Source organism: Mucilaginibacter myungsuensis (assembly GCF_015222005.1).
GTDB classification, from domain to species: Bacteria; Bacteroidota; Bacteroidia; order Sphingobacteriales; family Sphingobacteriaceae; genus Mucilaginibacter; species Mucilaginibacter myungsuensis.
Genome location: NZ_JADFFL010000005.1, coordinates 1 through 25,890, shown reverse-complemented (window position 1 = coordinate 25,890; position 25,890 = coordinate 1). Strand labels below are relative to the sequence as shown.

Genomic DNA, 25,890 nt, shown 5'->3' with positions numbered 1-25,890 from the left:
ATACTCTCAGCGAGCTATCGCCTTAAATTTAAGTTCGGGCATGCGGTCGTACTGATGGATGACAGGGATAACGCGGCCTATGCTGTCGGTCAGTTCCTGTTCGGTATTTAAGCTGACGCTCCTGGGGTCGGACAGGGTGGCTACTTCGCCCTCGATATTGGTCAGCACAGTGGAGTTAGGGAAATAATTATTGTAGATGAGGTAATTGTGTACACCCTGGTCAAAGCCACCGAGGCCGGTCAGGCCGGCTGTGATGCGGGCCTGGGTACGGATCATCTGCTCTAAATAGAAGAGGATGTTGCCTGCCGATCCCATGGTTGTACCCGAACAGATACTGGTATGATCCTTAATTTGAGCAAGGGCTTTAGCCCCAAAGGCATGCTTTATCCAATAGGCGGTGTAAAAACTATCCCCGATGCTTTTGTCCTCGCAATAAAATTTAAGTGCTTGGTCAACATGCAGGTCTTTAAATGGGTCGGACTGGAATACCACGTCCCGAACATCGGTCAACAAAACGTTATCGAACCGGGCTATGTTGGCGGCTAAAAAGTCGTGATAAAAACAATAACGGGAACCGGATATCAGGTGGAAACGTTTTACGTAATTGTTCAGCGATCGTAGGTTGTCCTTGCGCTTGTTCAGTAAACTAAAAATAAGTTTATGGATAGGATAGTGGACCTTCCACAAACGCGAGTTGGCATATCGCTTAGAAAATTTCAGGTAGTTATCTCCCGCGTAGATCAGGTGTACGCCATCTGCCTGTAGCTTGGTTTTGGTGTACTCATCAATGCCCGAACTGACCAGAATGACCACTTCCCCATCAAAATGGATACGCTTTAACGACACTACAAAGTTTTGCAGATCCTCGTATTTGTAATTGGTACCCGTACCCAGTATCAAGTTTTTTGTCATGTAAGGCGTATCATCCCGTTTGCAGCGAAAGCGCCATTAGGCAACGGAGATAAAGGTGATAAATATCGTTAAATATTGGCTATTGGCGAAATTGTAGCTTAATGCCGGGGTCCCTTACGTAGGAAAGCGGAATTTGTTCGGTTTATTTTGTAACATAATTGTGATTATTAGGTAACCTTTATTTCGGGACTTGTAAATACATGTTGTTTTTAATAATTTTCATCCCATAAATTAAAACCTGTAACACAATTATACTCCTGCACCTTGATCAATATTAGTAAACCTTTTATTCCGGACATGTCGGAATATGTGAAGTATTTAGACGGTATTTGGGAACGTGGCTGGCTTACCAACAATGGCCCGCTTGTGAACGATCTGGAGTTGCGGCTGAAAAGCTACCTCAATATATCGCACCTGCTATACGTTAATAATGGTACCATTGCCCTGCAGCTGGCCATTAAAGCTTTGGGCCTGACGGGCGAGATCATTACCACGCCTTTCAGTTACGTGGCTACCACATCAAGCATTGTTTGGGAGGGCTGCGAAGCCGTTTTTGTAGACATCGAGCCGGATAGCTACAATATTGATCCAACTAAAATAGAGGCGGCAATAACCGACAAGACAACAGGCATCATTGCCACGCACGTTTACGGTAACCCCTGCGATATTGACGCGATAGACGCCATTGCTAAAAAACATAACCTAAAGGTGATCTATGATGCCGCGCATTGTTTTGGCACTACCTATAAAGGCCGCAGCGTTTTCGATCACGGCAACGTGAGCACCACCAGTTTCCATACCACCAAGATCTACCACACGGTAGAGGGTGGCGCTGTATTTGCCAAAGACCCCGACGTTTTGCGGACCATGGCCTATATGCGAAATTTTGGGCACGATGGCCGGGTTGATTATTTTGGCGTAGGCATTAACGGCAAGAACAGCGAGTTCCATGCCGCGTTCGGGCTGGTCAATCTCGATCATATCGACGAGATCATGTCCCGCCGTAAAGGGCAATACGCCCGCTATACAGAAAAATTGCGACAGCATAAAGGCATTCAGCTGACCATAAACAAGGATGCCGATTTTAATTGCGCCTACTTTCCCCTTTATTTTGAGAGCGAGGCCCTGCTGCTGAAAAGCATTAACGAATTGCAGGAGCAATACGTAGTGCCACGTCGGTATTTTTACCCGTCGTTAAGCGTGCTGCCGTATGTTAAAAAATGCGACACGCCCATATCCGACGAGGTATCCAGCCGCATACTCTGCCTGCCGCTTTACCATAAACTACAGGACGAGGAGATAGATATGATCTGCCGCATCCTGTTACGTGTACAACAATACAATTGATCTTGAATAACCCCTGATATACATGGCAATTAATAACAACATTATCCTCACCATGAATTGTGATAACGATTATATCATACTCATGGCGGCTTTGTTAAAATCTATTGAGGTCCATCACAAAAGTGGCGAACATATTGAGGTATATATGGCCGGCCCCAACATCACCAAAGAGAGCAAAAAGAAAATGCTTGCTTCGATAGATCCAAAAATGTTCACCATACACTGGAAAACGCTGAAGGAGATGATCCCCAAAGGGATGGCGTTGCCGTACGACCGTAACCTGTTCCCGGCTACGGTTTACATGCGCCTGTTTATGCCATACATTATGCCGGCCGATGTTAAAAAGGTGCTTTACCTTGATGTAGACATGATCTGTCTGGAAGATATCAGCAACATTTGGAACACCGACGTAACCGATTACGTTACCGCTGCCGTGGTAGACTGCCGCGTAACCACCCTTGATAATGATTGGGGTGGCGTACTTAACTACCAAGCCTTAGGTTTGGATGGTAAACACCCCTATGTGAACAGCGGCCTGCAGATCATGAACGTAGAGAAATACCGCGAAGCCCAAATGGCCGAGCGCGTGATCAAGGCTATTAACGATAACCAAAAGTTTGCCCAATACGCCGAGCAATACGCTATGAACACCATTTTGCCCAGCATCAAATGGCTGCAGCTGGATAAAAAATGGAACTACTTCTCGACCGAGGAATACCAGGGCGAGCAGGGCATTATCCATTACATATCGCGCAAGCCTATACATACCACCTATGCCGGTAAAGAGATATTTAAAGAGATATTCTTCCGCTACCTTAACCAAACCGCCTGGGCCGATGCCAAACAGATCAGCGAGATGCGCCGCTTGTTCAAAAAGGTTGGTATCGTGTTCAGTAAGGTGAAAAGGCAGTTGACGTAGGTGAGGAGGGAACGGAAAGTAAATTATGATGTTATTCTTAAATCCCTCCTCGGGGAGGGGCGCGTTGGCTTTGTGTTGAAATGGCAGGGAGGGGTTCGCCGCTTTGCATTGTGGCTAAACCCCTCCCTGCTACCGCTCGTTTCCGGGACACCTCTCCCCAAGGAGGGAAAAGGACATATTTACCTCTCTGCCAACAGCGTCTTCGCCAACATGGGCGCCAAGCTATTCAATCGCTTGGCATTCTCTAAATGCCAGAATTTAAATTTACTGTTATATATCCCCGCCATCAACGGACCAATGATATACAGGTGATCGTTAGCGGCAAAATGTTCATTCACACTTACACCCATGTTGGTGTCATTTATCCTGACAATGCTTTTGTCCAACATATTGCGGATCAGTTTTGAGGTGGTCTCGGTAATGTGTTCGGCGCCCGAGCAATTTACTACCACGGCAAATGCGCCTTGATATGGCTTTGGATCGCCCTGCTTGCATTCGGTATAAATGAAAGTCAATCCGTTAGGGTCATCCTGCTCAGCAGCGAATCTTACAAAACGTCCGTTGATGAATTCTAATCGACCGGCATCAGCCAGTTCTTTTTCGGTGAAGTAATAATTCTCGCTGGTGCGGCGGGTAATGCGGGTGAAGGTCCAGCCGTGGTCTTTAAAGAATTTCAGGGCTTCATCGGCGGGTAGTTTTTGCTGGATCTTAACCGCACGTTCGCCCAGGCTGTAGTGGATCTTACCCACAGATAAGCCCTGGGTAGCGGCATGGTTAACATCATCCTGAATGGCGGCTATCAGTTTATCGGCATCGTAAGTGCCGCTCTCGTCCAACGCTTTTAGGTTATGCATCAGGTGGTCATAGTCCGAGTTAACGTGCAATCTGTCCGGCAAACCACTGGTCGATAGGATATAGATCTTATCAAAGCCATCAGCATCGGTCTTGATGTTTTTAGCCAGAATATGCACCACTTCGGATGCGCTGGCGTTAGATCCAATAATGAGGATATCTCGCTTACCGGGTTCTAATTTTGACAGGCCTTCGGATATCTTGTCCAAATTGTCTTTCAGTGACGGGCCGTACACGTCATCCACACAAACATAATTATGCTGCAGGCCATTGTTGATGAGCCGCGCGTCCAAGCTACCTGTCGCCAGCACCAGATCGCGGGTGTGTAATTGAATGATCGGTCCTGCATTGTTTACCGATAGCAGATAACCGTCATCTGTTTTATCAGCGTCAACAGCCTCTCCGGTGATCAGATCAACGGTGGCTATGCCGGCTGTGGCGCAGTCGGCTACCAATTTTTCGGCATGCTGTGTAAGGAATACACCGTAAAGGAAACGCGGGATATAAAGCCCCTCCAGGTCGGATGCGGTGATTTTATCCGAATTACCTGTCGACCAGGTTTCGGCTATGCCGCGTTTCTCGTCGGTCAGGCCCGGCCAGCCCTGGTTGCGCATGTTGGTGAGCCAGTCAAAAAAAATGGGTTTATCCGCGTCCTGAAAAAAGTCTTTAACAGGGTTAATGGTGAGCGAGTGTACCGACGTGCGTTTACCGTAGGCGATACCGGTCCAAAATTCGCCGCTTTTTTCTATCACGGCAATACGTAAAGGTTGGGCTAAAATGGGGCGGTTTTGCAGGCTGGTCAACAAATTGGTAATAGTAGCTGTCGACGACAAGCCACTGCCTACAAAAACAAGGTCGTAAATTGGCATAAGGGTTAAAGGGTTGTATTGTGGGTACAAGATAATACTTGCAACGAATGTTTACAAATGATAATAGTCAATTATCGGGGTTATAATAGGTCAAATAATGGCTATTTGAAATGTATCCCGCTTGCTTATTTTTTATTATCGTTTATATGAAACTATCGGCCGTTTGGGCGCTTGTGTTAACACAAAACGAACCAACAGCTATGGATATCCTGAACAGCTTTGTGCAATTTGCAACAGCCAATAATTACGAGGCAAAGCTGCTGGACGGCATTGTGTACTTGTACAATGTGAAAAATCCCGGCAACGATTTTAAGATCATGGAGGTTGACAATTATTACGCGGTGTACACCATGCGTGTATCGAAATTAGATTACGAATACACGCCCAAATGCATGATCTATATCCTGCTTGCCGACTACAATAAGTCACACAGCCTTACGAATCATTTGCACATCAACTTTAAAGTGGAGTTGTAAAGAAGAGCTTTTGTGTGGCTGAGCCCCGCAACAAAAAAGGGGCATGACCGCCATCGGTCATGCCCCTTTTAAAATAAGTATATCGGCCGCTCTTTAGAAAGAGTTACAGATAGAAGTACCCATATCAAATGTCAGCGTGTAGCTGGCAACATCAATAGTTTGAGTAACAGTGTATGATTCGCCGGCGTAAGTGATCTGGAAATCGTATTTTTTGCCTAAGGCAAGGTAATCGGTCTCTATGTGGCCGTTCTCCATGTAGCCTAACATCACAAAAGGATTGCTGTTGTTGGCAGTGCTCTCTCTAAAGAACAGGTACAAACTTGGCCTAACGTTAAGGTTACTTTTGTTAGCGCAACGTCCGTTAAAATCTAACACAAAACGAGTGCTGGTTTTTGGCGGAACAGGTGGCGTATAAGTACCACCCGGCGATGTTGAGATGGTTGGTGCCAAACCAAGATTAATAGTTTGCTGCAAAGTACCTTTAGTAAAGGTTACATTTTGCGTGAAAGACTTATAACCCGGTGCTGATACCGTTACTGCAAATGCAGCGTTACCACCGTTAATGTTAAATGCAGGATCCAGGCCTAAAGTAACGATACCGTCCTTAACGGTGAAGTTCTTTTTGCCCGAAATTTCGTAAACCGAAGCAGCGTTGGTGCCGCTCACAGCCAAAGTAACACCCGGGATCACCATACCGTTATTATCGGTTACGCGTACCAGGGCCGAGTATTTCATGATATTCATATCTACCGTTACTTTAATATCGGTAGTAGGGTTTTTGCAGGCCGATGCGCCCAGCACCATCACGGCAAGCAATATGGTTTTTAAGTTCAAAAGCTTTTTCATCATTACTATGTATTATAACTTAAAGTTGAAATTTAGTTGAACCACCGGTAACCACCTGTAATCTTCAACGTTTTTTTGTAATTGGGCCGACTGCGATGAGTTACCTGCAAAAATGCCGCTGCCTGCAAACGTGGCGGTAGGTTTGTTTAAGTAATAAGTACCCAGATCTACGTTAATGTTGAACCTGTTTTTAGGGAAAGCCTTAACCAAACCTAAACCAAAGTAAGGGCAAATACCATCCCAGTTAATATCCATTTGCAGGTTACCAACTTGCTCGGGCGTAAGGGTAATGTCGCCATACTTGTAAGTATCGGTAGGGGTAATGTCAATGTGTCCATTACCTTTAAGGATGCTGGCAGCGCCGGCAATTACACGTAAAAATTGAAAGCTTTTAAAAGGTGTAACCTCGGCTAACAAGTGGATGTTGGTGAACTTGGCCGATAGGTCGTTCTTAGAGTTTACGTCGTCGATATCGAAAACGTTCTTTTGATCTACAGGCAGGGTAGCTATACCCGCTCTCAGGTTCAGTTGACTAAATAAACCATAACGGTACTCCGCGCCGATACCCTGGGTACCTAACTGGATGCTGATGGTTTGCTGGTGCCTGCTGACGGTATCAACAGGGGCTTTTTGCGCTGACACCCGGTTAACGGCGGCAAAAAGCAACAGAAAAAGTAAAAGTTTTTTCATTGAGTGTTTTTTGTGAATGAGTTTAACCAATAATAAAGCTTGTTACGCAAAATGTAGGATAGTGTTACCGTTAAATTTAGCGACGGCCAACACCAACCTTGCAAAACGTAGGGGGCGTTCATTAGCGCAAAAATATAATTTTTATTTAAATTGTGACATTAAGATAACTTAAAATTAAAACTTTATCTGGTTTTAGATGTTTTAGTGCGGAAATTTCAAAAGTAGTGTTCGATCCGGTTTATAGGGGTGTGATCGTTAAATGAACAAAAGCGCTTGTTGGCACACATGTGGCGTGTGTCTGCCAACATAGCGCGTTCCGCACTTTTGGTTTGTGAAGAGGCGTGGAGCGTGCCTTATGAGTTAAGGCACACGCGGCATGTGCGCCGGCTGGGAGTCCATTGCCGATCAAAACCATCAAAAAAACACCTATCTATAGGTATTTTTTGGCAGTCCGCGCTGCGGTAAATTTGGCGCTGAACACTTATCTATAAATTGTCTGCTCGCGGCTGACGTAGTCACGAGTTACGCTTCACACATCCCTTAGCCGGCGCGAGTATGCATCGTTGGCTAGATCACAATGGTACTCGTGACCAACGATAGGCACGAACAGTTTACGGTATTTAAAACGTCTCCCCCAAATTGAGTTGGAAGGCGCTGTATCCTTTGCTAAAACCATAATCAACACCTAAATTGGTCCGGCTTGCTTTATTGAATTTTACCCGCATGCCACTACCGGCCGCCGGATGCCAGGAAGTAAACATATTTCCGGATCCACTAACAGTATTGATATTAGTGAACAGTACAAATCCTAAAAGCCCGTTATTAGTGATATCCCGGCGGTACTCGGTCTCGAAATAGAACAAACTTTGCCCACGGTAACGGTTCTGATCGATGCCTCTTCCGGATCGGTTGTAAGGGTCCCATCCAATACTTGGCAGATCAAGATAAGGTGCTTTGTCTGTAAAAGCGGTCCAAAGATAGCTCCAAAAAGCCAATGTGTTTTGTCGGCGTGGCCGCGAAGGGTCAAGGGGAATATATTTTCGCAGGTCTATATAAACCGATTGCCAAAAATTATTGCTACCTAAAACGGTAGGATTTAGGCGATAGACCACGTTAGCGTAACTGCCGGGCATTGGGTTAACAGCGCTGCTGCGCGTATCATATAATAAATTGAACGTCACACCGGAAGCTAAAGAGCTGCCGCTTGTGCCGTGCCTGTACCCGGTGAACTGCTCCAGATCGATCGCCTCGTCATCAGCACCGATGTTTGATCTAAAATCGAGCGCGTAACCAACACCGGCAAAAAAGTATGGCCGGATCTGTTTTAACGCGGCCTGATGGAAACGGATGTAGTTGTAATTGACCAAGATCCCGTCGTCCTGCCCTTTAGCTGTTCCAAGTCCCCATGTAAATTGCGGGTATCGCAGAAAACGAATGTCCCCTTGAATGGTCCAGGTATTATTGGGAAGCCAAACACTGTTACGCAATGGCAGACCAAAACGGCTACCAAAATTCCAGTAAGGAGCAAAGGTTGCGCTGCTTAGATTTGTGGTCTTTTTAGGCCCCAGGTAAATACCCGCCGTAGTGCTGGTGACTAATGCGCGTCCCGTACCACCGGGCACAGTGCTGACAGGCAGAAAAGAGAATGTGAATCGCTTATCACGATCCTCCTCCGGTCGCTTGCCTTTAATATGAATAATGGTCTTAGCGATGTCGATCAGGTCGGTCTGGTTAATAGTATCCCGGCGTTTCACGCTATCCGGGATGATAGAGCTTGCGTTCTGCGCTACCGCGAACTGACAGGTAATGCTTAGTGCCAGCAAAATGACCACTTTTATCTTCATGGATATTCAACTGATCAGGATGCTTTTAGTTTGAGGCGTTAAAGGAGATATATATATGCTCAACATTAAAGACCGCAAATAGCAATACTCATTTCAACTTGATTATGCAGCGTTGGCTTAAGCTTAGAGGTACTCGTGACATGATAGGCACGAGTACATTTCACACATTCCAGCCCTGCATAGTCGCGCCACTTGGGAGATAAATTAGCAACTTGCATCGCCTGTCAAAGCTTCTTTGCTAATGCGTACTCGCCCCAAAGATCTGTAGCTTCCTGTGCGCCTACTGCCCCGGCTTTCTTTGTCATGCTTGCAACACTACCGTCAGGATGATACGTGAATACAATGTTTGCATCTTTTGTGGCATTGATCTTTATCTGGTACGCGAACTTTGTATCCGCTTTCAATAACGGTGTAAGGTATCGCAAGGGAATGGATACCTCGTAAACATAGTTCAACTGACCATCAAAACCACCCACAGCCTTAATGCCATGCTCGTTGTAAACGGAGATCAGGCTATCTACTCCAACTATACCGGCAACCCTAATTACTTTTGCCCGTTGCGACATTCGATCGTTATTCAACTTCATCAATGAATCCAACTCTGCACCCTCCGGACTAACCATGCGGTTGTCTTTCAAAACCCAATTATAAAAAGTCATCCGGTTGATACCTTCATAGAAGGGATAGCCTACCGCAACGCCGGTGCCTTTCTTTTCACCGGTTGGTTTCACGGTTAGCGTAAGGCCGCCATTAAGTATCCGCTTTACAATGGCCCCATGGCCCGACTTTACCGTGAGGTACAAATTAGCATCGTCATTAGCTAACGTGTAAAACGCCTCGACGGCCGTATTATAAGCCCTGAAACCAGCCTCGGCTTCGGTTAACTTACCATCAACCTTAACGTTTGATGTCCATAAATTTTCCTTTTGTTTATTAGGTAGTTTTTGTGCTGACGCGTTTATTCCAAAGAACAAAAGCAAAGCAGGGATGAGCAACGAGTTTTTGTATGGGGCAGGCATAAATGAAAGTTTATGATGGTTGGCATGAGCAAAATAAATCATCCTTTTTAAAACTGCAAATTTAGTTTTAAGTGTTTTGCTTCCAATTGACACGAGTTTGCGGCATGGCCAATCCTGGGTACAACCATCGGCACGAGGATGCTTCCCTCAACTGGCGCGAGTATGAAGCGAAAGGCCAAGCCTGGGTTACTCGTGACTGACCATAGGCACGAGTACGCTTCCCGCATCCCTCCGCTACATACTCGCGCCAGTTGTGGGGCTTGCGGTAGCAGGGGGAGAAATTCAACCGATCAGAGCATTTTCTCTAAACGTTGTTTCACGGTCTCGATATCGCCTTTGTAAATGATATCGCCTTTAGCATCGATAATGAAAATGGTTGGGTAATTGGTTATCGTCATGTCCTCGGCAACTTTCTTATCCAAAGATATCAGCATAGGGAAAGTGTAACCAAAACTTTTTAGGTAAGCGATAGGGTTGGCACCCTTGTCGCGCATGGTGGGGACATCTATCGAATAGAATTGTACGTTTTTGTTATCTTTATATTGATCATATAACTTTTGATATTGCGGGAATTCGGCCATGCAGGCGCCGCAGCCTATAAACCAAAAGTCCAACACGGTAACTTTGTTTTTGGCCAAAGTTACGGTTTGTCCGTTCGCGTCTTTCAATAGGTTCAATGTAGGTGCTTTAAAGTGGGCCTCGCCAGTAAAGGTGCCATAATTACGCTTGAACAACCAGCGATCGTACCCGTAAAAGTAAACGAACAGCACAATAAGAACCGAGACCGACAAGTTCACCTTATGCACCGCCTTTTGCCGGTAGAAGGTGAAGTAGCCGGCAGCGATCCCCAAAACATGCGTCAGGAAATCTAACAAAGTCCCATCGGTAGATCGGGAGTATATCCTTATCGGTAAATTAAGTGCCAGTAAACCGGTCAGTACCGCTAAGCAGATCAGGTAGGCCGGCTGTGTTGGCGCATATTTCTTTAAAAGGAAATAAGTTAACGCTAAGAAGGCGCAAAACCCTGTCACGCTGGATACTATTACACTGAAAGCCCGAACAGGTGATACTATTATCTCGGTAACGATAGAAATGATGATGATCGTGATAATAAAATAGGTTTTTTTCATGATCAGTAGATCTGTAATTAGATCGGATATTTAGCAGTGAAAATTCTAAAAGAGGAAATAAATGTGCCCGCAAAGGCAATTAAAAGTGATCCACGCTGTTTGTTTTTATTCGGGATTACTCGCGGCGCAAACATTATCACATTTGTATTGCCAAAAGGCACCACAGTGGCTTGATGGCTCCCTGCAGTTGCTGTTTGCGTCGCATTTTTTCTTGTCCCCACAAAAATTAGAGGCTTCGCTGCAATTACACTCGGTACCTCCGCCGTCTTCGGTGTTCACCCTTAATTCTGCCTCGTTTACAGCCACAACATCGGGTTTCGCATATAGGTCAAAAGCTAACGAACGGATCTGAGCGTCAGTGAAAACTTTTTTTGCCTTGATCAACCACTGATCTATGAACAGCATGGTTTTTAACGGAGAGAATGAGACGAACAGATCGGGCGAGATAAAATTGGTCAGTTCGGCAGCTACCACTTTTTGCTCCGCGGTAAACGATGTAGACAATTGAACTGCATTATCTTTCCATGCAGCGTATTTTTCCTTAGGTGACAAAGTTGAGTAAGCGAGTCTTCTTAATTGTGCGGTCGGCAAATTTTTAAGTTCAGCTATTACACTTGTGATCTTTAGCTCGCCGGACGTAGAGGCTAATTCTCCCGAAGCTACCGGAGCATTTTTTTTACAAGCGGCGAATAGCAACAATATTAATGAGAGTGCAAGTGACAGGTTCTTTTTCATTTTTGTAACGTTTAAAGTTTATGCTATGAAGTTAGGATGTTAGTTTATTTTAACAAAAATATTTAATAAAATATTGAAGGTCTTGACCTTGTGCGGTCTTTTTGGGATATTAAAGATCGATGTCCATGCAAGGTCCGGGGTCTACTGAGGTCAACAATAGGCACGAGTACGCTTCCCGCATCCCACCGCTACATACTCGCGCCAGGTGGGGGGCAAGTATATAGTGGAGACTGGGCGTCCGGTTACTCGTGACTTACCAGATGGCTCAAAAATAATCCGGGAATAGTTTGCGCAACACAAATCTGATTGCCAAGACGATATGGTAGCACACAAAAAACATGAAATATAATGCAGATGCTATCCAGATAAATATAAACAGGTTGGACGGAGTCTGCTCGCTGGCCAGTAGTGATGGCCCAATAGCCGCGAAGAAAAAAGTGACCGCGCCCAAACTATAACTAATCACAGAGAAAGCCTTGGTTTTACGTTCGGATGCTATATGTTCCTGTTCCTGTTCGACACGCCGTTCAGCTAACCTCAGCTGATGGTCCGCCTCCACGTCGGCAAGGGTGCGGGATATGCGAGTGTGTATTTCTTCCCATTCGGGATAATTGTCCAGGCTGAAAGCAGCATAAGAACTTAAGAACCGGATACCGCTTTCTCTGCGGATCTCATCGGATTCCTCATCTATAAATATGTAAGGATAAAGATCGCATTCAAACTCGTAAATCTCCGAAGTTTCCGCCCATGTTAAAACATCCAAACTCGTAAGTGTTGAACACAAGCTGATAGCCTCTTCAATATCAATAGCCCCAGCCTCGAGCCGATGCCAGATCAAACCTAACACCGCCCTTGCCGAAAGCGGCGTTAATGCCGTATCCCCAACGCTGTTAATGGCTGTGAACAACTCGTTAATGTCCGTTGCTATAGATAGTTCGATAAAGAAATACTCGGGCTCCTCCTGGGCGATGATGATGCTATCGGCCCAAGCACTTATCTCCTGTTTGGTCACAATGCCGCGTACTAAGCCGAAGTAGAAGACTTGGAGGAGAGAGTGGTAGGGTTGAGTGGGCATGGGAGAATTTGCGGTGACTTTACAATTGTTATAACTATTGTTGGGGGCTATACTTGTCTGCCAAGAAATTTTACTTGATTAAAAATCTTTACAGCGTCAAATCCATGTCTTAGCAAGATATCTACCATCTCTGGAGTTTGTTTCAATTCATAGCGCATCGCAATATCATCGATTGCCAGAAAATACAATAATGCGTTTTGTTTAGCAAAGTCTGCGTCATGATAGCCCATATCAAAAAGGAGGTTTTTGGCACTAATTTTCCCTTGGGACACTTCGCCGGGCTGAGTAAAGCTGAATTGATGAAGTTGGACGTCACTGTCTTCAATTAGAGATTGATGGTCGAAATGAGAAAATGTGTTTCGATATAATTTCTTGAATTGGATCAGCGCAATTCTTTCATTTTCAGTGATCAGGCCTTTATCATAAGCCGATGTAATATTTCGCCTAAATTCTTGTCACCAAATTTCTTTATAGCTGCTTTACGTTGGTCGTTGAATAATTGAAATTCAGTCATCATGACGGATACTTCTGAGTTAATCAATGCAACTTTCAGAAACCTTTCCATATAGTGATTTGTAAGTGTTAAAGCTGCTTGAAACATACCATATATCAAGCAATTGCGAATTTCATGTCTTACGACGCCGAAAGCCCCACTGGGCATTGTATTATCAAACCTCTCGAAAAGAAGATCGTGCATTTGTTTGTTGTCACTCGTTTCGAATAGTGTCCTGAATTTATAAAACCTGTCTTCTGAATTTTCCATGTTTAATCTTTTTTTGTTTACTCGTTTCCCACTATTTGAAGTCCGAACGTCTCCGCGTTCGGACAACTATCCAGATCAGCCACTGCTCTTATTCTTCTCCAGCCACTCCACAAAATAAGCTCTCGTCATCTCATCAATATTCTCGCGGGTAGCGCCATCCCAATAATATTGCACATCGCTGTAGTCAAGATCGCCATGTGCCCAATACAATAAAGCAAAGTCTGTTAGCGATCCATCCATATCTTCCCCATCATAAATGTCTTTAAGTATCAAGAGCGCCGATAGCGGCGCCCTGTCACCTTCAATGACTTGCGAAATAAGATAGCGTATGTAATTGCGATAAACTAATTCGCGATCATCCCAAGTCAAACCAAATTCGGCAAACACCTTATCCGCTAAAAGCCGCAATTCAAACTGGTTATACGGCTCCGTTTCACCGGCAAGCATAACCATGTTCTCGGTCTCAAAACCTGCGCAAAGCATCTCATAAGCCCAGTCGGTCCATCGTTTGTCTACGGGGCGTTCAAGCATTCTAAATGCTAATATTTCTGCTGTAGATGGTATAGGTTTCATAGTTTAATTTATTGCACTGCCCGTTCTCAAATAAACCCAATAGTAGCGTAAAGCCCCGACCCAAGGAGGGCTTGTAGCGGATAGCGGGGCTACCGTGACCGAAGCACCACAGACCGTCCGTTTTCAAACGGTCATGAAATAATATCTCTAAATTGCTTCCAGGGAGGGTCGATATTATAAATACAAATATAAAGATTATTCTTTATAAAATCAAATTAAAATAAAGATATTTTTAAGTCTGAATCTTTAAGCCCTAAGTCAAAAGTCAAAACCAAACTTACTTCCGACTCCTGACTTAAGACTTCATGAATCAATCCTCCGGCTTCTCCTTCGGGTTCGCCATGCGGACGATCCTCGGGTGGAACTCGGCCAGTACGTCTACCAGATCGCGCTGAGCGGCCATTACCTTGTGGATGTCCTTGTAGGCCATCGGGGCTTCGTCCATGTCGCTGCCCATCAGGGTAATACGCTTGTCTACCAGGTTGGCGGCGATCACTTGGCGGTCCAGCGTTTTAAAGGCCGCGCTGCGGCTCATGGTCCGCCCTGCACCGTGGCTGGCCGAGTTGATGCTGGTGGCATCGCCTTTGCCACGCACCACAAAGCCGGGCGTACTCATGCTGCCGGGGATGATACCCAACACGCCCTCGCCGGCCGGGGTAGCGCCTTTACGGTGCACCATTACCTCGCTACCGTCGGCCAGTTGTTCCTTCCAGGCAAAGTTGTGGTGGTTCTCTATACGCGTCAGCGGTTGTTGGCCAAGCGCACGGGCTATTTTGTTGTGTATCTCGTGGTGGTTGGCGCTGGCGTATTCGCCGGCCAGGTTCATGGCTATCCAGTATTCCTGCCCTTCGTCTTTATCCAGATCCAGCCAGGCCAGGTGCTTGGCCTCGGCCGGTAACTTGGTCTTGGTCATGGCTATCTTGCTATAATGGTCCGCCACCGAACCCCCAAATCCACGCGATCCCGAGTGCGACAGCAAGGCCAGGTAACGCCCGGCGGGGATGCCGTGGAGGACGCCGTCGGCAATGTTCAGCTCGCCCCATTCCACAAAGTGGTTACCGGTGCCGCTGGTACCCAACTGCGCATAGGCCTTATCCTTTAAGGAGCGGATCACCTTGGTCTCGTTCCAGGTCGGGCTATCGAACAGCGAACTATCAAAGTACGACTTAGTGCTCACCCCGATCCCGAAGTAGCTATTATCCAACAGCAGCTTCTTCAGCAGGTCGTTCTCGGTATCGACGGCTTCGGCAGGCATATCAAAAATGCTCAGGCACATACGGCAGGCAATATCCACACCCACCGCAAAGGGGATAATGGTATTGGCCGTGGTAGCCAGCACCCCGCCAATTGGCAGGCCATAACCCTGGTGCGCATCGGGCATCAGCGCGCCGGCGACCGCTATGGGCAGCTGTATAGCGGTACGCATCTGCGCCAGCGCGCCAACCTCAATGTTCTCTATACCCCAGGTCGGGAATTGGGCTATCTCTTCTTTCAGCTTAAAGTTGGTACGTTGTTGCTTTACAAATTTGCCTTCCTTACGTAGGGCGATCACGTCCTCGGCCAGGTTCTTGAACTTGCCGCCTTTTTTCATAGCGTACGGCATCGGGTCGTCTATCAACGCTTCCAGGTTAGCCAGTATCTCGGCCTTGCTCATTACATTGTGCTTAAGCAAGCCGTTAGCAACGCGGCTAAAGTTGGCCAGTACCTCCGGCTCGGTAATGCCGAGGGCCTGTAGGTTGTTGTTGCTTATTTTTTCTTTTTGCCCCCCGGCCCCCTGAAGAGGGATCGTTTGCGTGTTATCTTGTGTGCTCATGGTGTTTTTAGTTCTTTTTAAATTCGACCCCTTATTATAATCCCTGCCATAGCACTATCGGTAGTATTCCCCTAAATTAGGGGAAAGTAGCGGCAGTGCAACTTGCGGTGGCGTTGATAAGGGGTATTTCGTGTCTCCGGGCTAAAACCCCTCTCCCCAAAGCAGGAGAGGGGGCGTTCGTGAACGCGTTCAGCCTTTCGACAGTACAAAGAGAAACATCAAGTGCGCAGTGTATTTGCGTAGTGAAAAGTTTTTTTATAATTTTATTTGCCGGTAGATACCTGCCATATGTCTAAATCTAAATATCACTGTTTGAAATGACCTCGAACTTTATCAACGCTTCGGCACGCCAACAATATTGCATCTTGCTCATCTTTGATAAATTTTGGGGAGGCGATAAAGAGATCAACGTGGTTTTTGGCGAGCGTAACCAAGAACTTATTACGGATAACGCCGGTCTGATAGCTGAGACCCTGAAGGTTAAAGATTATTTTGATCTGGTGGACGCGCTTAACTACATGTCGATGATCGGCTGGCAGATCGATCATATTCTGCCGATGGATACCAATCATGATGGTGGTAAGGCAGGGCCATTAAGGTATTTAATGCATAGACCTTTATAAGTATGCCCGTAAACCGCAACGCCCTTATTCGCTATCGCACCATAGACCAGTGCTTGCAAAACCGCTTCAAGAAATGGACGCTGGACGATCTGATCAATGCGTGTGGCCATGCCTTGTACGAGTATCAGGGTATCGATAGCGGCGTAAGCCGACGCACTGTGCAGGGCGATATCGAGATGATGCGCAGCAATAAGCTGGGTTACGAGGCACCGATCGAGGTGATCGATAAAAAGTATTATACCTATAGCGATAAGAACTACAGTATCACCAATATCCCCCTCAATAACCACGATCTGCAGGTGTTGGGCGAGGTATCCGATCTGCTGAAACAATTTAAAGGCTTTAACCACTTTACCGACCTGAACGAGATGGTGAGCAAGCTGGAGGATAAGATCTATACCCAAAAAACGCACAGCGCCCCGGTGATCGATTTTGAAAAGAACGACAATCTGAAGGGGCTGGAATGGATAGAGGTGATCCGGAAGCTGATCGTGGCTAAGCAGAGCATTTGCGTTACCTATCAATCGTTCAGGGCCAGGGATGCTAGTACTTTTTGTTTTAGTGCCTATTTGTTGAAGGAATACCGTAACCGATGGTTCGTACTGGGTGTGGCGCATAAAAAGAATAGTCCGCTGCTTAATTTGGCTTTGGACAGGATCCATTCCGTAACCATTGGCGATGAGCCTTACCGCGAGAACACCGTGGTGGACTTTGCGAATTACTACAACGACGTGATCGGCGTGACCAAGACCATTAACCAGCGCGACTGCGAAGTGGTATTTTGGATAGACAAAGCTAACGCGCCCTATGTGATCACCAAGCCGTTGCACCACTCTCAAAAAATACTAAGCGCGGACGATAGCGGTACGATATTCAGCATCCGGGTGATCCTGAATTTTGAGTTGGAACGCGAGTTGTTAGGTTTCGGCTCCAAGATGCGGGTATTAGGTCCGCGGGCTTTGGTCAGGCAGATCAGACGGCAATTGCAGCAAACGCTGGATATTTATGATCTGCCGATGAAGGAGCCAGTGGGGGAGCTTGAATAGGTCTCTTTTTCCCGACAGCGGTTTGGCTTCGGGTGAGTCGGCCAATGCATTTGGTATGTGCGGTACGGGCAATTGGTCGGCTGCAGGGGAGAGGCCTGTGCGCAGAAGCATTAGCGCTGTCTTGATCTTTGGTACTTTTTATCAAGAAAAAGTACGACGTGTGCAAATTAGCCACTTTCTGTCATAGCGAATTTATGTCTGACATTTACTTTGACAATCCTCTTTTGTCGCAAAAGGTTGTTCACGGGTGTATCCCGCCATTTTATTTATAATAAACTAATATTCAATTAGTTGAAGTTTGGCGTTCATCCCCGATCGTTCACGACGAAAAAGTTTGATATTGACAGTCAAATAGTTGCATTAGTCGGGTGCCTCGTGTTCACGCGTGAACGATCGGTGAATGATCAAACCGTAGCAGGCAGTTCTACATAAAAGGTGGTCCCGCTTAATGCATCATGCTCGAACCATATCTTACCATCCAGCGCTAAGGTGTATTCGCGGCACAGTACCAGACCCAGGCCTACGCCTTTCTCGTTAGCAGTGCCTACACTGCTGCGCCCGCTTAGTTGAAATACCTGCTCGCCAAATTGCTCGGGGCTGCCGGTGCCGCTATCTGATATCGCGATAAGCGTTTTACTTTTTTTGGTAGTGACGTTAAGCTTGATCCAACCGTTGGGCAGGGTAAATTTGATGGCATTGTTTACCAGGTTGCGTACGATCAGCTGCACCATATCCGCGTTACCCCAAATACCGGCATGTGGTTCTATCTCTGTGATCAGATCGATATGCTTACGCATAGCAATGTTGGTTGCCAACTGCATTTGCTGTTCCAATAACTGCTTAACATCCAGTTGCTCTTTAAGGAATGTCACCCCGCTCATCTGGTTCTTAGACCAGTTGAGGACGTTGTTAAGCATATCCAAAGTCCCCCGGGTAGAGGCAAGTAATTGGGCTTTGATGTCGCGACGTTCCTCATCGGTCAGGTCATGTTCGGCCAACAATTCCAGGTATCCCTGAATATGCGCCAGCGGACTGCGCAGATCGTGACCGATGATAGAGAATAGCTTGTTCTTCTCCGCATCCAGCTGGCTTAGTTTGGCCGCGTTCTGCTGGGCCTCTAAACGCTCTGCATCATAATGTTTACGGATAGCGTAAAAGCAGGCAAGTATCACCAGCACTACGGTAGCATAGGCAGAGGCGTTATCCACATACCTGTCGATCTTGGCAGGGTAGGTGTACGGGACTGATGATGGGTTATAGTATTGTATAGCATGCAAACCCGCAACGATCAGGATATTGCCGCCGACCCAAAACCAGTATTCCTTAACCGGGGCAATAGCCACGTTGGCCACCATAATGAGGATAAAGAAATAGCCCGTAGGTCCGTCGATACCTGAGTTGAGAAAGTAATTGATGAAAAATAAGGTAGTGCCGGTAATGCAATACAATAGCCTGGCAACGGCAGTTTTGTGGCGATACCGGGAAAGGTAGTAGATAAAAGCCACCAACCCACACGATACTGCGCTCGCAACTGCGATCAAGGGCAGACCGACGAATATATTGAGCGGGATATTGTAGATCAGCGCCGCCATACTAATGGCCAGCAACGAATGGAAGATACGATCGGTAAGCGGGAACTTTTCCGGGTGACCGGCAACGATCTTTTTTAGCTTCAGAAAATAGTTAGATGCGTGCAATGGTCCCAATAAAATTTGTCCGCCTAAAATTAAGTAAAAACATCTTTTGGGAATGTTTTTACTTTAAATTTTTACCTTGAACGATAAGTGTATTTCTGTATTATGGCTTACTGATCGAACGCCAGTGATCCAACACGAAAAGCCACCCCGTTTAAGGGATGGCTTTTAACAATATTGTGTTTAGAGTAGATGACCTTCTGTATGTGCTGTCAGTCGACCAAGGTAAAATCCGGCAAACTGATCTTCTCGCCACCCGCCATAGCCGACTCGTGCGCCAAGATCCCCACACAGGTAATATTAGCCGACTGCCGCGCATTCGGGAACGGTTGGCGCTGATCCACCAAAGCCATCACAAACTCATTGACCAAATGCGGATGTGATCCGCCGTGACCGGATCCTTGGATAAATGAAAGGTGCTGGTTCTCATCATCGTTATAAACACCGCCGGTGGTGAAGGCTTGTATCTCGGCAGGTAGCAAATGCGCGTAATCTGGAATAGTTACTTTTTCAGGCGTTTCCCCGGTATGGATCACTGATTGTTCATGCTCTACCAATGTCCACTCGAAAGACTTTTTAGAACCATAAACATCAAAGCTCTCGCGGTACTGACGAGCAGTATTGAATAGCGAGCGCGTCACCTCAGCGGACAGGTCAGAATCTTTAAATTTGATATGGCAACTTTCGATAGCAAATGGTGATCCATACTTAGGTATCAGCTCTTCATCAATACGTCCCGATCCAAAACATGACACATATTCCGCATCAGCTTTAGCCAAAGCCAATACTGGGCCGACGCAGTGGGTGGCGTAATGCATGGGCGGCAAACCTTCCCAATAGCCCGGCCATCCGGCCATTTCCTGTTGATGTGATGCACGGAGGAATTGCAATCGGCCTAATTCGCCATTTTCGTAAAGCTCTTTTACGAAAAGGAACTCGCGGCTGTAGATCACCGTCTCCATCATCATGTAGGTGAGGCCGGTCTCTTTAACCGCCTCAACGATCAGGCGGCAATCTTCTACCGATGTAGCCATGGGTACGGTACAAGCTACATGTTTACCTGCACGCAAAGCTTTTAATGATTGCTCGGCGTGGTTTTGGATAGGGGTATTGATGTGTACCGCGTCAACCTCAGGGTCTTTCAATAACTCATCGAAGTCGGTGTAGCGTTTTTCAATACCGTAGCTATCGCCGATCTGGTGCAGCTTGGTATGGTCGCGCTGACAAATGGCGTACATATTTGCGTTAGGGTGACGTTGGTAGATCGGGATAAATTCCGCACCGAAACCTAAGCCCACGATGGCTATGTTGATCTTTTTATTTTCCATATCGAATGTTTTGAATGATGGTCTAACTGAATTGTTGTTTGAGGAACGCTAATCCCTCCGAGGCAAATTTATCCTGACTCTCGGCTAACGGGTGCCAAATACATACCGCTTGTGCCAACTCTTTATTATCGGGTGTAAAGCTTTCTATCGAGATAGTGCCTTGATAATTGATAGCGTCCAATCCACGCTTATAAGCATCCCAATTAACCTGCCCCGTTCCAGGCGTGCCGCGATAATTCTCGGCTACTTGTACGTGGATCAGTTTATCGCCCGCTGTTTTGATGGCTTGCTCGATGCTTGGTTCCTCGATATTCATGTGGAAACCGTCCAACAATATCTTAGCAGCCGAATGGTCGATATCATTTACCATCCGTAAGGCATCGGCAGCGGTATTGACCAGATCCGACTCGAACCTGTTCAGCGGTTCTATCGCGATCTCCAAACCTCGGTCGGCAGCCATTTGGCAAACTTTGCGCAAGTTGGCTACGGCCAAATACCATTCCATCTTTCGCTTCTCGGGCGATAACATCCTTGCTTTGCCCACTGCCGAATACATTGGCCCGGCAAAGAATTTGGTATCCCAAAGTGCGCATAGGTCCATGCATTCTTTTATATAGTTGAAACAATTAGCATGCACAGCCGGATCTTCACTCGTCAGGTCGCGTGTTGGTCCAAAGGCTCCGCAAACGATCGCTTTTAACTGGTATTTATCCAACGCCTCTTTAACGGTTTGTCCGTCTATCAATGCGGGATCTTCTACTGCTATCTCAACTGTGTCAAAGCCCATGGCTTTGATTTTAGGGAATAGTTCGTCTATTGATGATGTTTGGAAAGGAGAGGTGAACAGCCATGTGCTCACCCCGAAGGTTATGTTTGATGGCATAGCTGATCTTTATTTAGTCACTTTCATTACACCGCTCATGATCCTCCAGTGACCCGGGAAAGAGCAGATGAATGGATAGTCGCCCGCATCGGCCGGTGCCCTGAATTTGAGTTTAATGGTCTCCTGAGGGTTGATCAGCTTGGTGGCAAATAAAACCTCGGGCATTTTAGGGATGTAGTTTTGCTCCAGGCCTTTAGGGTCTTGTGCTAATTTATCAGCGGCAAGGCCAACTTTCTCTAAACTACCTCTTTGCAATATCAATAAGTTATGCTGCATAAAATCAGGGTTTTTGAACTCTACCTCGATCATGCTGCCGGCTTTTACCGTAAACTCCTTGATGTCATACTTCATGGCATTCTGTACCACGTTGATCTTAACTATCTGGTCCGGTCTTGTACGGGCGAGGTCAGCTTTGCTGGCAGCTTCAGCAGTGGCAGCTCTCAACTTTTCCAAAGCACCTTTTACGTGTGTGGTGATCGCAATTTTAAAAGCACGGGTCAACCAATAGTCGTTCATGTTCTGCGGTACCTTTTGTGCGGCTAACAAGCGCTCTCCGATCGCGTCGGATGCCGGCATATCAGCAATTGCTAATACCGCTGCAAGGCGGGTGTTAAGGTTAATATCATTTAGTAAACCTGCGCTCACAATGCTATTGGCCGATGACGCAGTCAAAGGCAGAACCTGTATTGCGGCTTTACGTACGGCAGGGGCAGTATGGTTTAATGCTTGCTCGGCAGCCCTCATTCCCTCCGCATTGTTTGCGTTGATCAAGCCTAAACCATGTAAGGTCCATAAGGCGTGCAACGCAGCAGGGTTATTGCCAATATCATCAAGGTCTTTATTTTGTATCATCGCGTATAGCTGGGCGGCTAACTGTTTGTAGCCACCTTCAACGATCAGGCGTTGCGCTGTCATCCTCCAGAACATATTATCGTTCTTTAACGCAGCCAATAGTTCTTCCGGGTTGTTCTTATCCAACTTGGTTATAGCTGAAGGCTTAGCGCCATCGTAAACGATGCGATAGATACGGCCGTGCGTACGATCGCGCAGCGGGTTGATGTAGGCGTTACCCTTACCGTTCTCAAATCCCCGCGGGGTAGGGTTGTGTTGGATGATAAAGTTATACCAATCAGCTAACCAAACAGCACCATCAGGGCCAACTTCGCTTTGTACGGGTGCCAACCACTCATCGGCACTTGCTAAAAAGTTCCAACCATCTTTTTCTTTAAAACCGGCGCCGTCAGGTTCGAGCACAGCGCGGTGGATCACACGGCCGGTAGGCTCGTTCACAAAGGCGATCTTGTTCCAGTACTCTTGAGGGAAATTCCTTGCGGTGTACAAGTTGTGCCCGGCGGCAGCGGTAAAGCCGTTGAAAACGTCTACCTGCCTTAAATTTTTGGTCACTACGTGCATACCGTAATGGCCTTCTATTTTCTTAACTGACTCCCATCCCGGCATTCCTACACGGTTAAGATACGAAAATGGTATACCCAAATAGTCACTATGCGAGTTGTTAGCTGTAGAGATAAAGACATCATTCTTCTCTGACAGACCTAAGCCCCAGGTATTATTGCTGGTAGTGCCTAAATGTTCCATCCATTTACCATCGGCAGTAAAACGGAATGCGGCCTGATTGAAATCAAAACGTTGACCACCAACGGTACCCTTAAATCCTGAATAACCTACGGTAGCCCATATTTTGTTATCAAAGCCATATTTTAAGTTAGACGGGCCTGCGTGCGTATCGAAAGTGCCAAAGCCGCTGACGATCTTCTCGCGTACGTCAGCCTTGTCATCGCCGTCGGAATCTTTTAAAAAGATCATGTCCGGTGCTTGGGATACGATCACACCGCCACGAGCAAATACAATGCTGGTAGGGATATTAAGTTTATCGGCAAAAATGGTGAACTTGTCAGCTTTGCCGTCGCCATTGGTATCCTCACATATTTTAATACGATCCAAACCCTGTCCTTTATCCTCTCGAACAGTATTTGGATAATCGATGGTTTCTAATATCCACAACCTGCCTTTTTCGTCCCAAGCCATGGCTATCGGTTTTTCAATATCCGGTTCAGCAGCAAATAATTGCATTTTAAAACCTACCGGTATCTGCGTTAGCAATTGCGATTCGGCGGGGGAGAGTGCCGCTTGTAATTTCGGCTTTGGATTGCGGTTCTCATAGTTAGGGATATCGGCATCGGTGTAAGCCGGGGTTGGTTTTGACAGTTTTGCTAAGTCCTTAGCTGCTTTTTTGCCGACAGCCCAAACGAGGCCGTTCTCCAAAAGTTTCAAAAACTCCGGGTTTTTCCAGGTACGTTGATCGTGACCGTAAGCGGTGTAGAAAACGCGGCCTTTACCATATTGGTTGGTCCAGGTGTAAGGTTCGTGATGGTCGCCTTCTACACGTTCGGTCAGTACATGTATGTCTTTGTTGATCTTGCTGTGTACATAGGTCTCATCCCAAGTATTAAAAGGCGTGATGCCTTTCATGATCTGGTGTTTTTTGTCGACGATGACCGTAGTGAACGTATCCGTTTTATGCGTACTGAATTGTCCACCCACCATCTTAATGTATTCTTCAGAATTACGGAAACACCAAGATGCACAGTGTACCGGGATAAATCCCTTGCCGCTTTTTACATAGTTGATCAGTGCTTTTTCTTGCGACGGAGTGATCGTATCGTGATTGGCGTAGATCATCAAACCGTCGTAATGCGCAAGATTGGCGTCGTTCAGGTCATTAGGATCCGTAGTGTAACTAATGTTGATACCGTCCTTAAAAAAAGCTTGCTGAACGATCTCGGCAAATTTTTCGGAGTTATGATGCTCAGAGTTATGGCCGAGCAGCAATATCTCCAAACGGTGCGGCCCCTCGGCCTTTTTGTAGATGCCGTTAAAACTAATAATGGCGACCAGGCAAACGGCCGCTATAGCAACGTATTTTTTCATGAAAGCAATTTAAAGAGGTTCTGTCCCATTATTGGCGATGGGATATACAAATATGCAGGGCAACGCTTTTTGTTTTTTATCAGATATTGACTGTATTTTATCATTGATCTTGTAATTTGGTCGGCTATCGCTGCAAAAAATAACGAGTATGAAGCCCGCCATACACAAATCATCCATCCCCGAGTCGCAAGTGTTTATGGTGAAGTATCTGGAGGATAAACATTTTGACCCTGTATGGCACTCGCACTCCGAATATCAGCTATTCGTTCCGCTGGAAGGTACAGGCACTTTATTTATAGGTGATAGCATCAGATCGTTCGGTCCGAGCGAGTTGGTATTGACCGGATCTAATCTGCCACACCTTTGGCGGAGCGACGAAGCTTATTTTGAAAAAGGAAGTAACCTTAAAGTAAAAGGGGTGGTGATCTACCTGCAGGAAAGCTTATTAGGAGAGCACCTGATGGCTAAAGAAGAAATGCTGCAATTGCAAAAATTGTTCAAGCGGTCGGGTAGGGGATTGAGTTTTTATGGTGATGTTAAAGAGGAGGTGATCCGCTTGATGCACGAACTAATTGAGCTAAGCGGGCTGAATTCCTTTATACATCTATTAAGGATACTGAACCTATTGTCGACCACTAAAGACTATCAATACCTGTCCCACACCGAATACGCTGACCCGGTAAAGAAGGAGGAGAGCGACCGGATGAGCAGCGTTTACGAGTATATATTAAAGAACTATCGCAAAAAGATCCGTTTGAATGACCTTGCCGATATGTTATATATGACACCCACATCATTCAGCAGGTATTTTACTACGGCTACTAATAAGGGTTTCTCTAAGTTCATTTCAGAGTTAAGAGTGAAATACGCTTGCAAATTGCTTGTTGAAACGGATCTGAGCATAGCGGTTATAGCCGAAAGGTCGGGTTTTGGTACCATGTCTAACTTCAATAAACTTTTTAAAGAAGTGATGAAAAAACGGCCTAACGATTATAAAAAGGAGTTTTTGGATCTGTAGCTGATAGCGCCTATAAATTCATTCAAAAATATTGCACTGTAAATGAGTGCCTTGCGAATTATTTGAAATTTTATTTGAGAAATATTTGGCATGAATGAAATAAAACCTACCTTTGCACTCCCGAAACGAACGAAGGAAACTTCAAAAAGAAACGAAAAGGAAAGCTGACCGCAACGGAAGGCGAAATTGAAATAAGAAGTTTAACGGTTTAATTACCGCAAAACATAAAAGCCGAGCCGAGATGGTGACGCGAAAAAGTTCTTTTAAGTAATGGATATCATGTAGTGTAACGATCGCACAATTGTACGATGGTTATATTAACAAAACGAACAGGATCTGTATAAAGATACACGATGGTCGGCTTCGGCTGACAATAACATCAAAAAACAGATTTCTATTATTATAATAGGGTCTGGATACAAACAAAACATTTTACAATGGAGAGTTTGATCCTGGCTCAGGATGAACGCTAGCGGCAGGCCTAAT

23 protein-coding genes are annotated in these 25,890 nt (G+C 46.1%); 6 read left to right on the top strand and 17 right to left on the bottom strand.

Annotation, left to right across the window (positions count from 1 at the left end; genetic code table 11):
- Positions 1 to 6: 6 nt before the first annotated feature.
- A complete protein-coding gene (locus tag IRJ16_RS13545) occupies positions 7 to 912 on the bottom strand; it encodes a hypothetical protein (protein WP_194112153.1) in 906 nt (301 codons plus the stop codon).
- A 264-nt stretch (positions 913 to 1,176) separates the two neighbouring features.
- Here IRJ16_RS13545 and IRJ16_RS13540 point away from each other — a divergent pair, with 264 nt between their 5' ends.
- Together IRJ16_RS13540 and IRJ16_RS13535 are read left to right on the top strand one after the other, a co-directional pair.
- A complete protein-coding gene (locus IRJ16_RS13540; protein ID WP_194112152.1) occupies positions 1,177 to 2,259 on the top strand; it encodes a DegT/DnrJ/EryC1/StrS family aminotransferase in 1,083 nt (360 codons plus the stop codon).
- 22 nt (positions 2,260 to 2,281) lie between these two features.
- Positions 2,282 to 3,178: a glycosyltransferase family 8 protein gene (locus tag IRJ16_RS13535; protein WP_194112151.1), complete on the top strand. Its 897-nt coding sequence runs from the start codon at positions 2,282 to 2,284 to the stop codon at positions 3,176 to 3,178.
- Between the two features lie 179 nt (positions 3,179 to 3,357).
- Here IRJ16_RS13535 and IRJ16_RS13530 read toward each other — a convergent pair whose 3' ends face one another.
- Entirely contained in the window at positions 3,358 to 4,899 is a 1,542-nt protein-coding gene (locus IRJ16_RS13530) for an FAD/NAD(P)-binding protein (RefSeq protein WP_194112150.1), read from the bottom strand.
- A gap of 146 nt (positions 4,900 to 5,045) precedes the next feature.
- Between IRJ16_RS13530 and IRJ16_RS13525 the strand changes: the two genes are divergently transcribed.
- The gene (locus IRJ16_RS13525; RefSeq protein ID WP_194112149.1) at positions 5,046 to 5,375 is read left to right on the top strand and encodes a hypothetical protein; all 330 of its coding nucleotides are present in this window, start codon (positions 5,046 to 5,048) and stop codon (positions 5,373 to 5,375) included.
- Positions 5,376 to 5,468: 93 nt separating this feature from the next.
- On the opposite strand, the gene IRJ16_RS13520 is transcribed toward IRJ16_RS13525, so the two are convergent.
- From IRJ16_RS13520 to IRJ16_RS13470, 11 genes are all read right to left on the bottom strand, one after another.
- Positions 5,469 to 6,224 carry a carboxypeptidase-like regulatory domain-containing protein gene (locus IRJ16_RS13520; protein WP_194112148.1) on the bottom strand — a complete coding sequence of 252 codons (756 nt, stop codon included), beginning with the start codon at positions 6,222 to 6,224 and terminating at the stop codon, positions 5,469 to 5,471.
- Positions 6,225 to 6,233: 9 nt separating this feature from the next.
- Positions 6,234 to 6,911: a hypothetical protein gene (locus IRJ16_RS13515; RefSeq protein ID WP_194112147.1), complete on the bottom strand. Its 678-nt coding sequence runs from the start codon at positions 6,909 to 6,911 to the stop codon at positions 6,234 to 6,236.
- A 620-nt stretch (positions 6,912 to 7,531) separates the two neighbouring features.
- The gene (locus tag IRJ16_RS13510) at positions 7,532 to 8,755 is read right to left on the bottom strand and encodes a BamA/TamA family outer membrane protein (RefSeq protein ID WP_194112146.1); all 1,224 of its coding nucleotides are present in this window, start codon (positions 8,753 to 8,755) and stop codon (positions 7,532 to 7,534) included.
- A 224-nt stretch (positions 8,756 to 8,979) separates the two neighbouring features.
- Positions 8,980 to 9,774, bottom strand: coding sequence for a hypothetical protein (locus IRJ16_RS13505; protein ID WP_194112145.1), 795 nt, complete (start codon positions 9,772 to 9,774; stop codon positions 8,980 to 8,982).
- 290 nt (positions 9,775 to 10,064) lie between these two features.
- Positions 10,065 to 10,904, bottom strand: coding sequence for a TlpA family protein disulfide reductase (locus IRJ16_RS13500; RefSeq protein WP_194112144.1), 840 nt, complete (start codon positions 10,902 to 10,904; stop codon positions 10,065 to 10,067).
- 105 nt (positions 10,905 to 11,009) lie between these two features.
- Positions 11,010 to 11,639, bottom strand: a complete 630-nt coding sequence (locus tag IRJ16_RS13495) for a bacteriocin fulvocin C-related protein (protein WP_194112143.1) — start codon at positions 11,637 to 11,639, stop codon at positions 11,010 to 11,012.
- A gap of 265 nt (positions 11,640 to 11,904) precedes the next feature.
- Positions 11,905 to 12,714, bottom strand: a complete 810-nt coding sequence (locus tag IRJ16_RS13490) for a hypothetical protein (protein ID WP_194112142.1) — start codon at positions 12,712 to 12,714, stop codon at positions 11,905 to 11,907.
- A 47-nt stretch (positions 12,715 to 12,761) separates the two neighbouring features.
- On the bottom strand, positions 12,762 to 12,986 hold the full coding sequence (locus IRJ16_RS13485) for a hypothetical protein (protein ID WP_194112141.1): 225 nt from the start codon (positions 12,984 to 12,986) through the stop codon (positions 12,762 to 12,764).
- Between the two features lie 137 nt (positions 12,987 to 13,123).
- Positions 13,124 to 13,477, bottom strand: coding sequence for a hypothetical protein (locus tag IRJ16_RS13480; protein WP_194112140.1), 354 nt, complete (start codon positions 13,475 to 13,477; stop codon positions 13,124 to 13,126).
- 75 nt (positions 13,478 to 13,552) lie between these two features.
- Positions 13,553 to 14,050, bottom strand: a complete 498-nt coding sequence (locus IRJ16_RS13475) for a hypothetical protein (RefSeq protein WP_194112139.1) — start codon at positions 14,048 to 14,050, stop codon at positions 13,553 to 13,555.
- A gap of 310 nt (positions 14,051 to 14,360) precedes the next feature.
- Complete coding sequence (locus IRJ16_RS13470; RefSeq protein WP_194112138.1) at positions 14,361 to 15,863, bottom strand: RtcB family protein; 1,503 nt, start codon at positions 15,861 to 15,863, stop codon at positions 14,361 to 14,363.
- 317 nt (positions 15,864 to 16,180) lie between these two features.
- Here IRJ16_RS13470 and IRJ16_RS13465 point away from each other — a divergent pair, with 317 nt between their 5' ends.
- Both IRJ16_RS13465 and IRJ16_RS13460 read left to right on the top strand, forming a co-directional pair.
- Positions 16,181 to 16,486, top strand: coding sequence for a hypothetical protein (locus IRJ16_RS13465; RefSeq protein ID WP_194112137.1), 306 nt, complete (start codon positions 16,181 to 16,183; stop codon positions 16,484 to 16,486).
- Between the two features lie 2 nt (positions 16,487 to 16,488).
- Complete coding sequence (locus IRJ16_RS13460) at positions 16,489 to 17,532, top strand: helix-turn-helix transcriptional regulator (RefSeq protein ID WP_194112136.1); 1,044 nt, start codon at positions 16,489 to 16,491, stop codon at positions 17,530 to 17,532.
- 404 nt (positions 17,533 to 17,936) lie between these two features.
- Here IRJ16_RS13460 and IRJ16_RS13455 read toward each other — a convergent pair whose 3' ends face one another.
- From IRJ16_RS13455 to IRJ16_RS13440, 4 genes are all read right to left on the bottom strand, one after another.
- Entirely contained in the window at positions 17,937 to 19,238 is a 1,302-nt protein-coding gene (locus IRJ16_RS13455) for a sensor histidine kinase (protein ID WP_194112135.1), read from the bottom strand.
- 200 nt (positions 19,239 to 19,438) lie between these two features.
- A complete protein-coding gene (locus IRJ16_RS13450; protein WP_194112134.1) occupies positions 19,439 to 20,554 on the bottom strand; it encodes a Gfo/Idh/MocA family protein in 1,116 nt (371 codons plus the stop codon).
- Positions 20,555 to 20,576: 22 nt separating this feature from the next.
- Entirely contained in the window at positions 20,577 to 21,437 is an 861-nt protein-coding gene (locus IRJ16_RS13445; protein ID WP_194112133.1) for a sugar phosphate isomerase/epimerase family protein, read from the bottom strand.
- Between the two features lie 9 nt (positions 21,438 to 21,446).
- Positions 21,447 to 24,386 carry a PVC-type heme-binding CxxCH protein gene (locus tag IRJ16_RS13440; RefSeq protein WP_194112132.1) on the bottom strand — a complete coding sequence of 980 codons (2,940 nt, stop codon included), beginning with the start codon at positions 24,384 to 24,386 and terminating at the stop codon, positions 21,447 to 21,449.
- A 148-nt stretch (positions 24,387 to 24,534) separates the two neighbouring features.
- Here IRJ16_RS13440 and IRJ16_RS13435 point away from each other — a divergent pair, with 148 nt between their 5' ends.
- A complete protein-coding gene (locus tag IRJ16_RS13435; protein ID WP_194112131.1) occupies positions 24,535 to 25,404 on the top strand; it encodes an AraC family transcriptional regulator in 870 nt (289 codons plus the stop codon).
- The last annotated feature ends 486 nt before the right edge of the window (positions 25,405 to 25,890 follow it).

Coding starts and splice junctions, on each gene's coding strand:
- IRJ16_RS13445 (WP_194112133.1), bottom strand. CDS start 21,437: ATGCCATCAAACATAACCTTCGGGGTGAGCACATGGCTGTTCACCTCT.
- IRJ16_RS13450 (WP_194112134.1), bottom strand. CDS start 20,554: ATGGAAAATAAAAAGATCAACATAGCCATCGTGGGCTTAGGTTTCGGT.
- IRJ16_RS13490 (WP_194112142.1), bottom strand. CDS start 12,714: ATGCCCACTCAACCCTACCACTCTCTCCTCCAAGTCTTCTACTTCGGC.
- IRJ16_RS13520 (WP_194112148.1), bottom strand. CDS start 6,224: ATGATGAAAAAGCTTTTGAACTTAAAAACCATATTGCTTGCCGTGATG.
- IRJ16_RS13505 (WP_194112145.1), bottom strand. CDS start 9,774: ATGCCTGCCCCATACAAAAACTCGTTGCTCATCCCTGCTTTGCTTTTG.
- IRJ16_RS13500 (WP_194112144.1), bottom strand. CDS start 10,904: ATGAAAAAAACCTATTTTATTATCACGATCATCATCATTTCTATCGTT.
- IRJ16_RS13515 (WP_194112147.1), bottom strand. CDS start 6,911: ATGAAAAAACTTTTACTTTTTCTGTTGCTTTTTGCCGCCGTTAACCGG.
- IRJ16_RS13475 (WP_194112139.1), bottom strand. CDS start 14,050: ATGAAACCTATACCATCTACAGCAGAAATATTAGCATTTAGAATGCTT.
- IRJ16_RS13525 (WP_194112149.1), top strand. CDS start 5,046: ATGAAACTATCGGCCGTTTGGGCGCTTGTGTTAACACAAAACGAACCA.
- IRJ16_RS13495 (WP_194112143.1), bottom strand. CDS start 11,639: ATGAAAAAGAACCTGTCACTTGCACTCTCATTAATATTGTTGCTATTC.
- IRJ16_RS13470 (WP_194112138.1), bottom strand. CDS start 15,863: ATGAGCACACAAGATAACACGCAAACGATCCCTCTTCAGGGGGCCGGG.
- IRJ16_RS13440 (WP_194112132.1), bottom strand. CDS start 24,386: ATGAAAAAATACGTTGCTATAGCGGCCGTTTGCCTGGTCGCCATTATT.
- IRJ16_RS13465 (WP_194112137.1), top strand. CDS start 16,181: ATGACCTCGAACTTTATCAACGCTTCGGCACGCCAACAATATTGCATC.
- IRJ16_RS13545 (WP_194112153.1), bottom strand. CDS start 912: ATGACAAAAAACTTGATACTGGGTACGGGTACCAATTACAAATACGAG.
- IRJ16_RS13535 (WP_194112151.1), top strand. CDS start 2,282: ATGGCAATTAATAACAACATTATCCTCACCATGAATTGTGATAACGAT.
- IRJ16_RS13510 (WP_194112146.1), bottom strand. CDS start 8,755: ATGAAGATAAAAGTGGTCATTTTGCTGGCACTAAGCATTACCTGTCAG.
- IRJ16_RS13460 (WP_194112136.1), top strand. CDS start 16,489: ATGCCCGTAAACCGCAACGCCCTTATTCGCTATCGCACCATAGACCAG.
- IRJ16_RS13480 (WP_194112140.1), bottom strand. CDS start 13,477: ATGGAAAATTCAGAAGACAGGTTTTATAAATTCAGGACACTATTCGAA.
- IRJ16_RS13435 (WP_194112131.1), top strand. CDS start 24,535: ATGAAGCCCGCCATACACAAATCATCCATCCCCGAGTCGCAAGTGTTT.
- IRJ16_RS13530 (WP_194112150.1), bottom strand. CDS start 4,899: ATGCCAATTTACGACCTTGTTTTTGTAGGCAGTGGCTTGTCGTCGACA.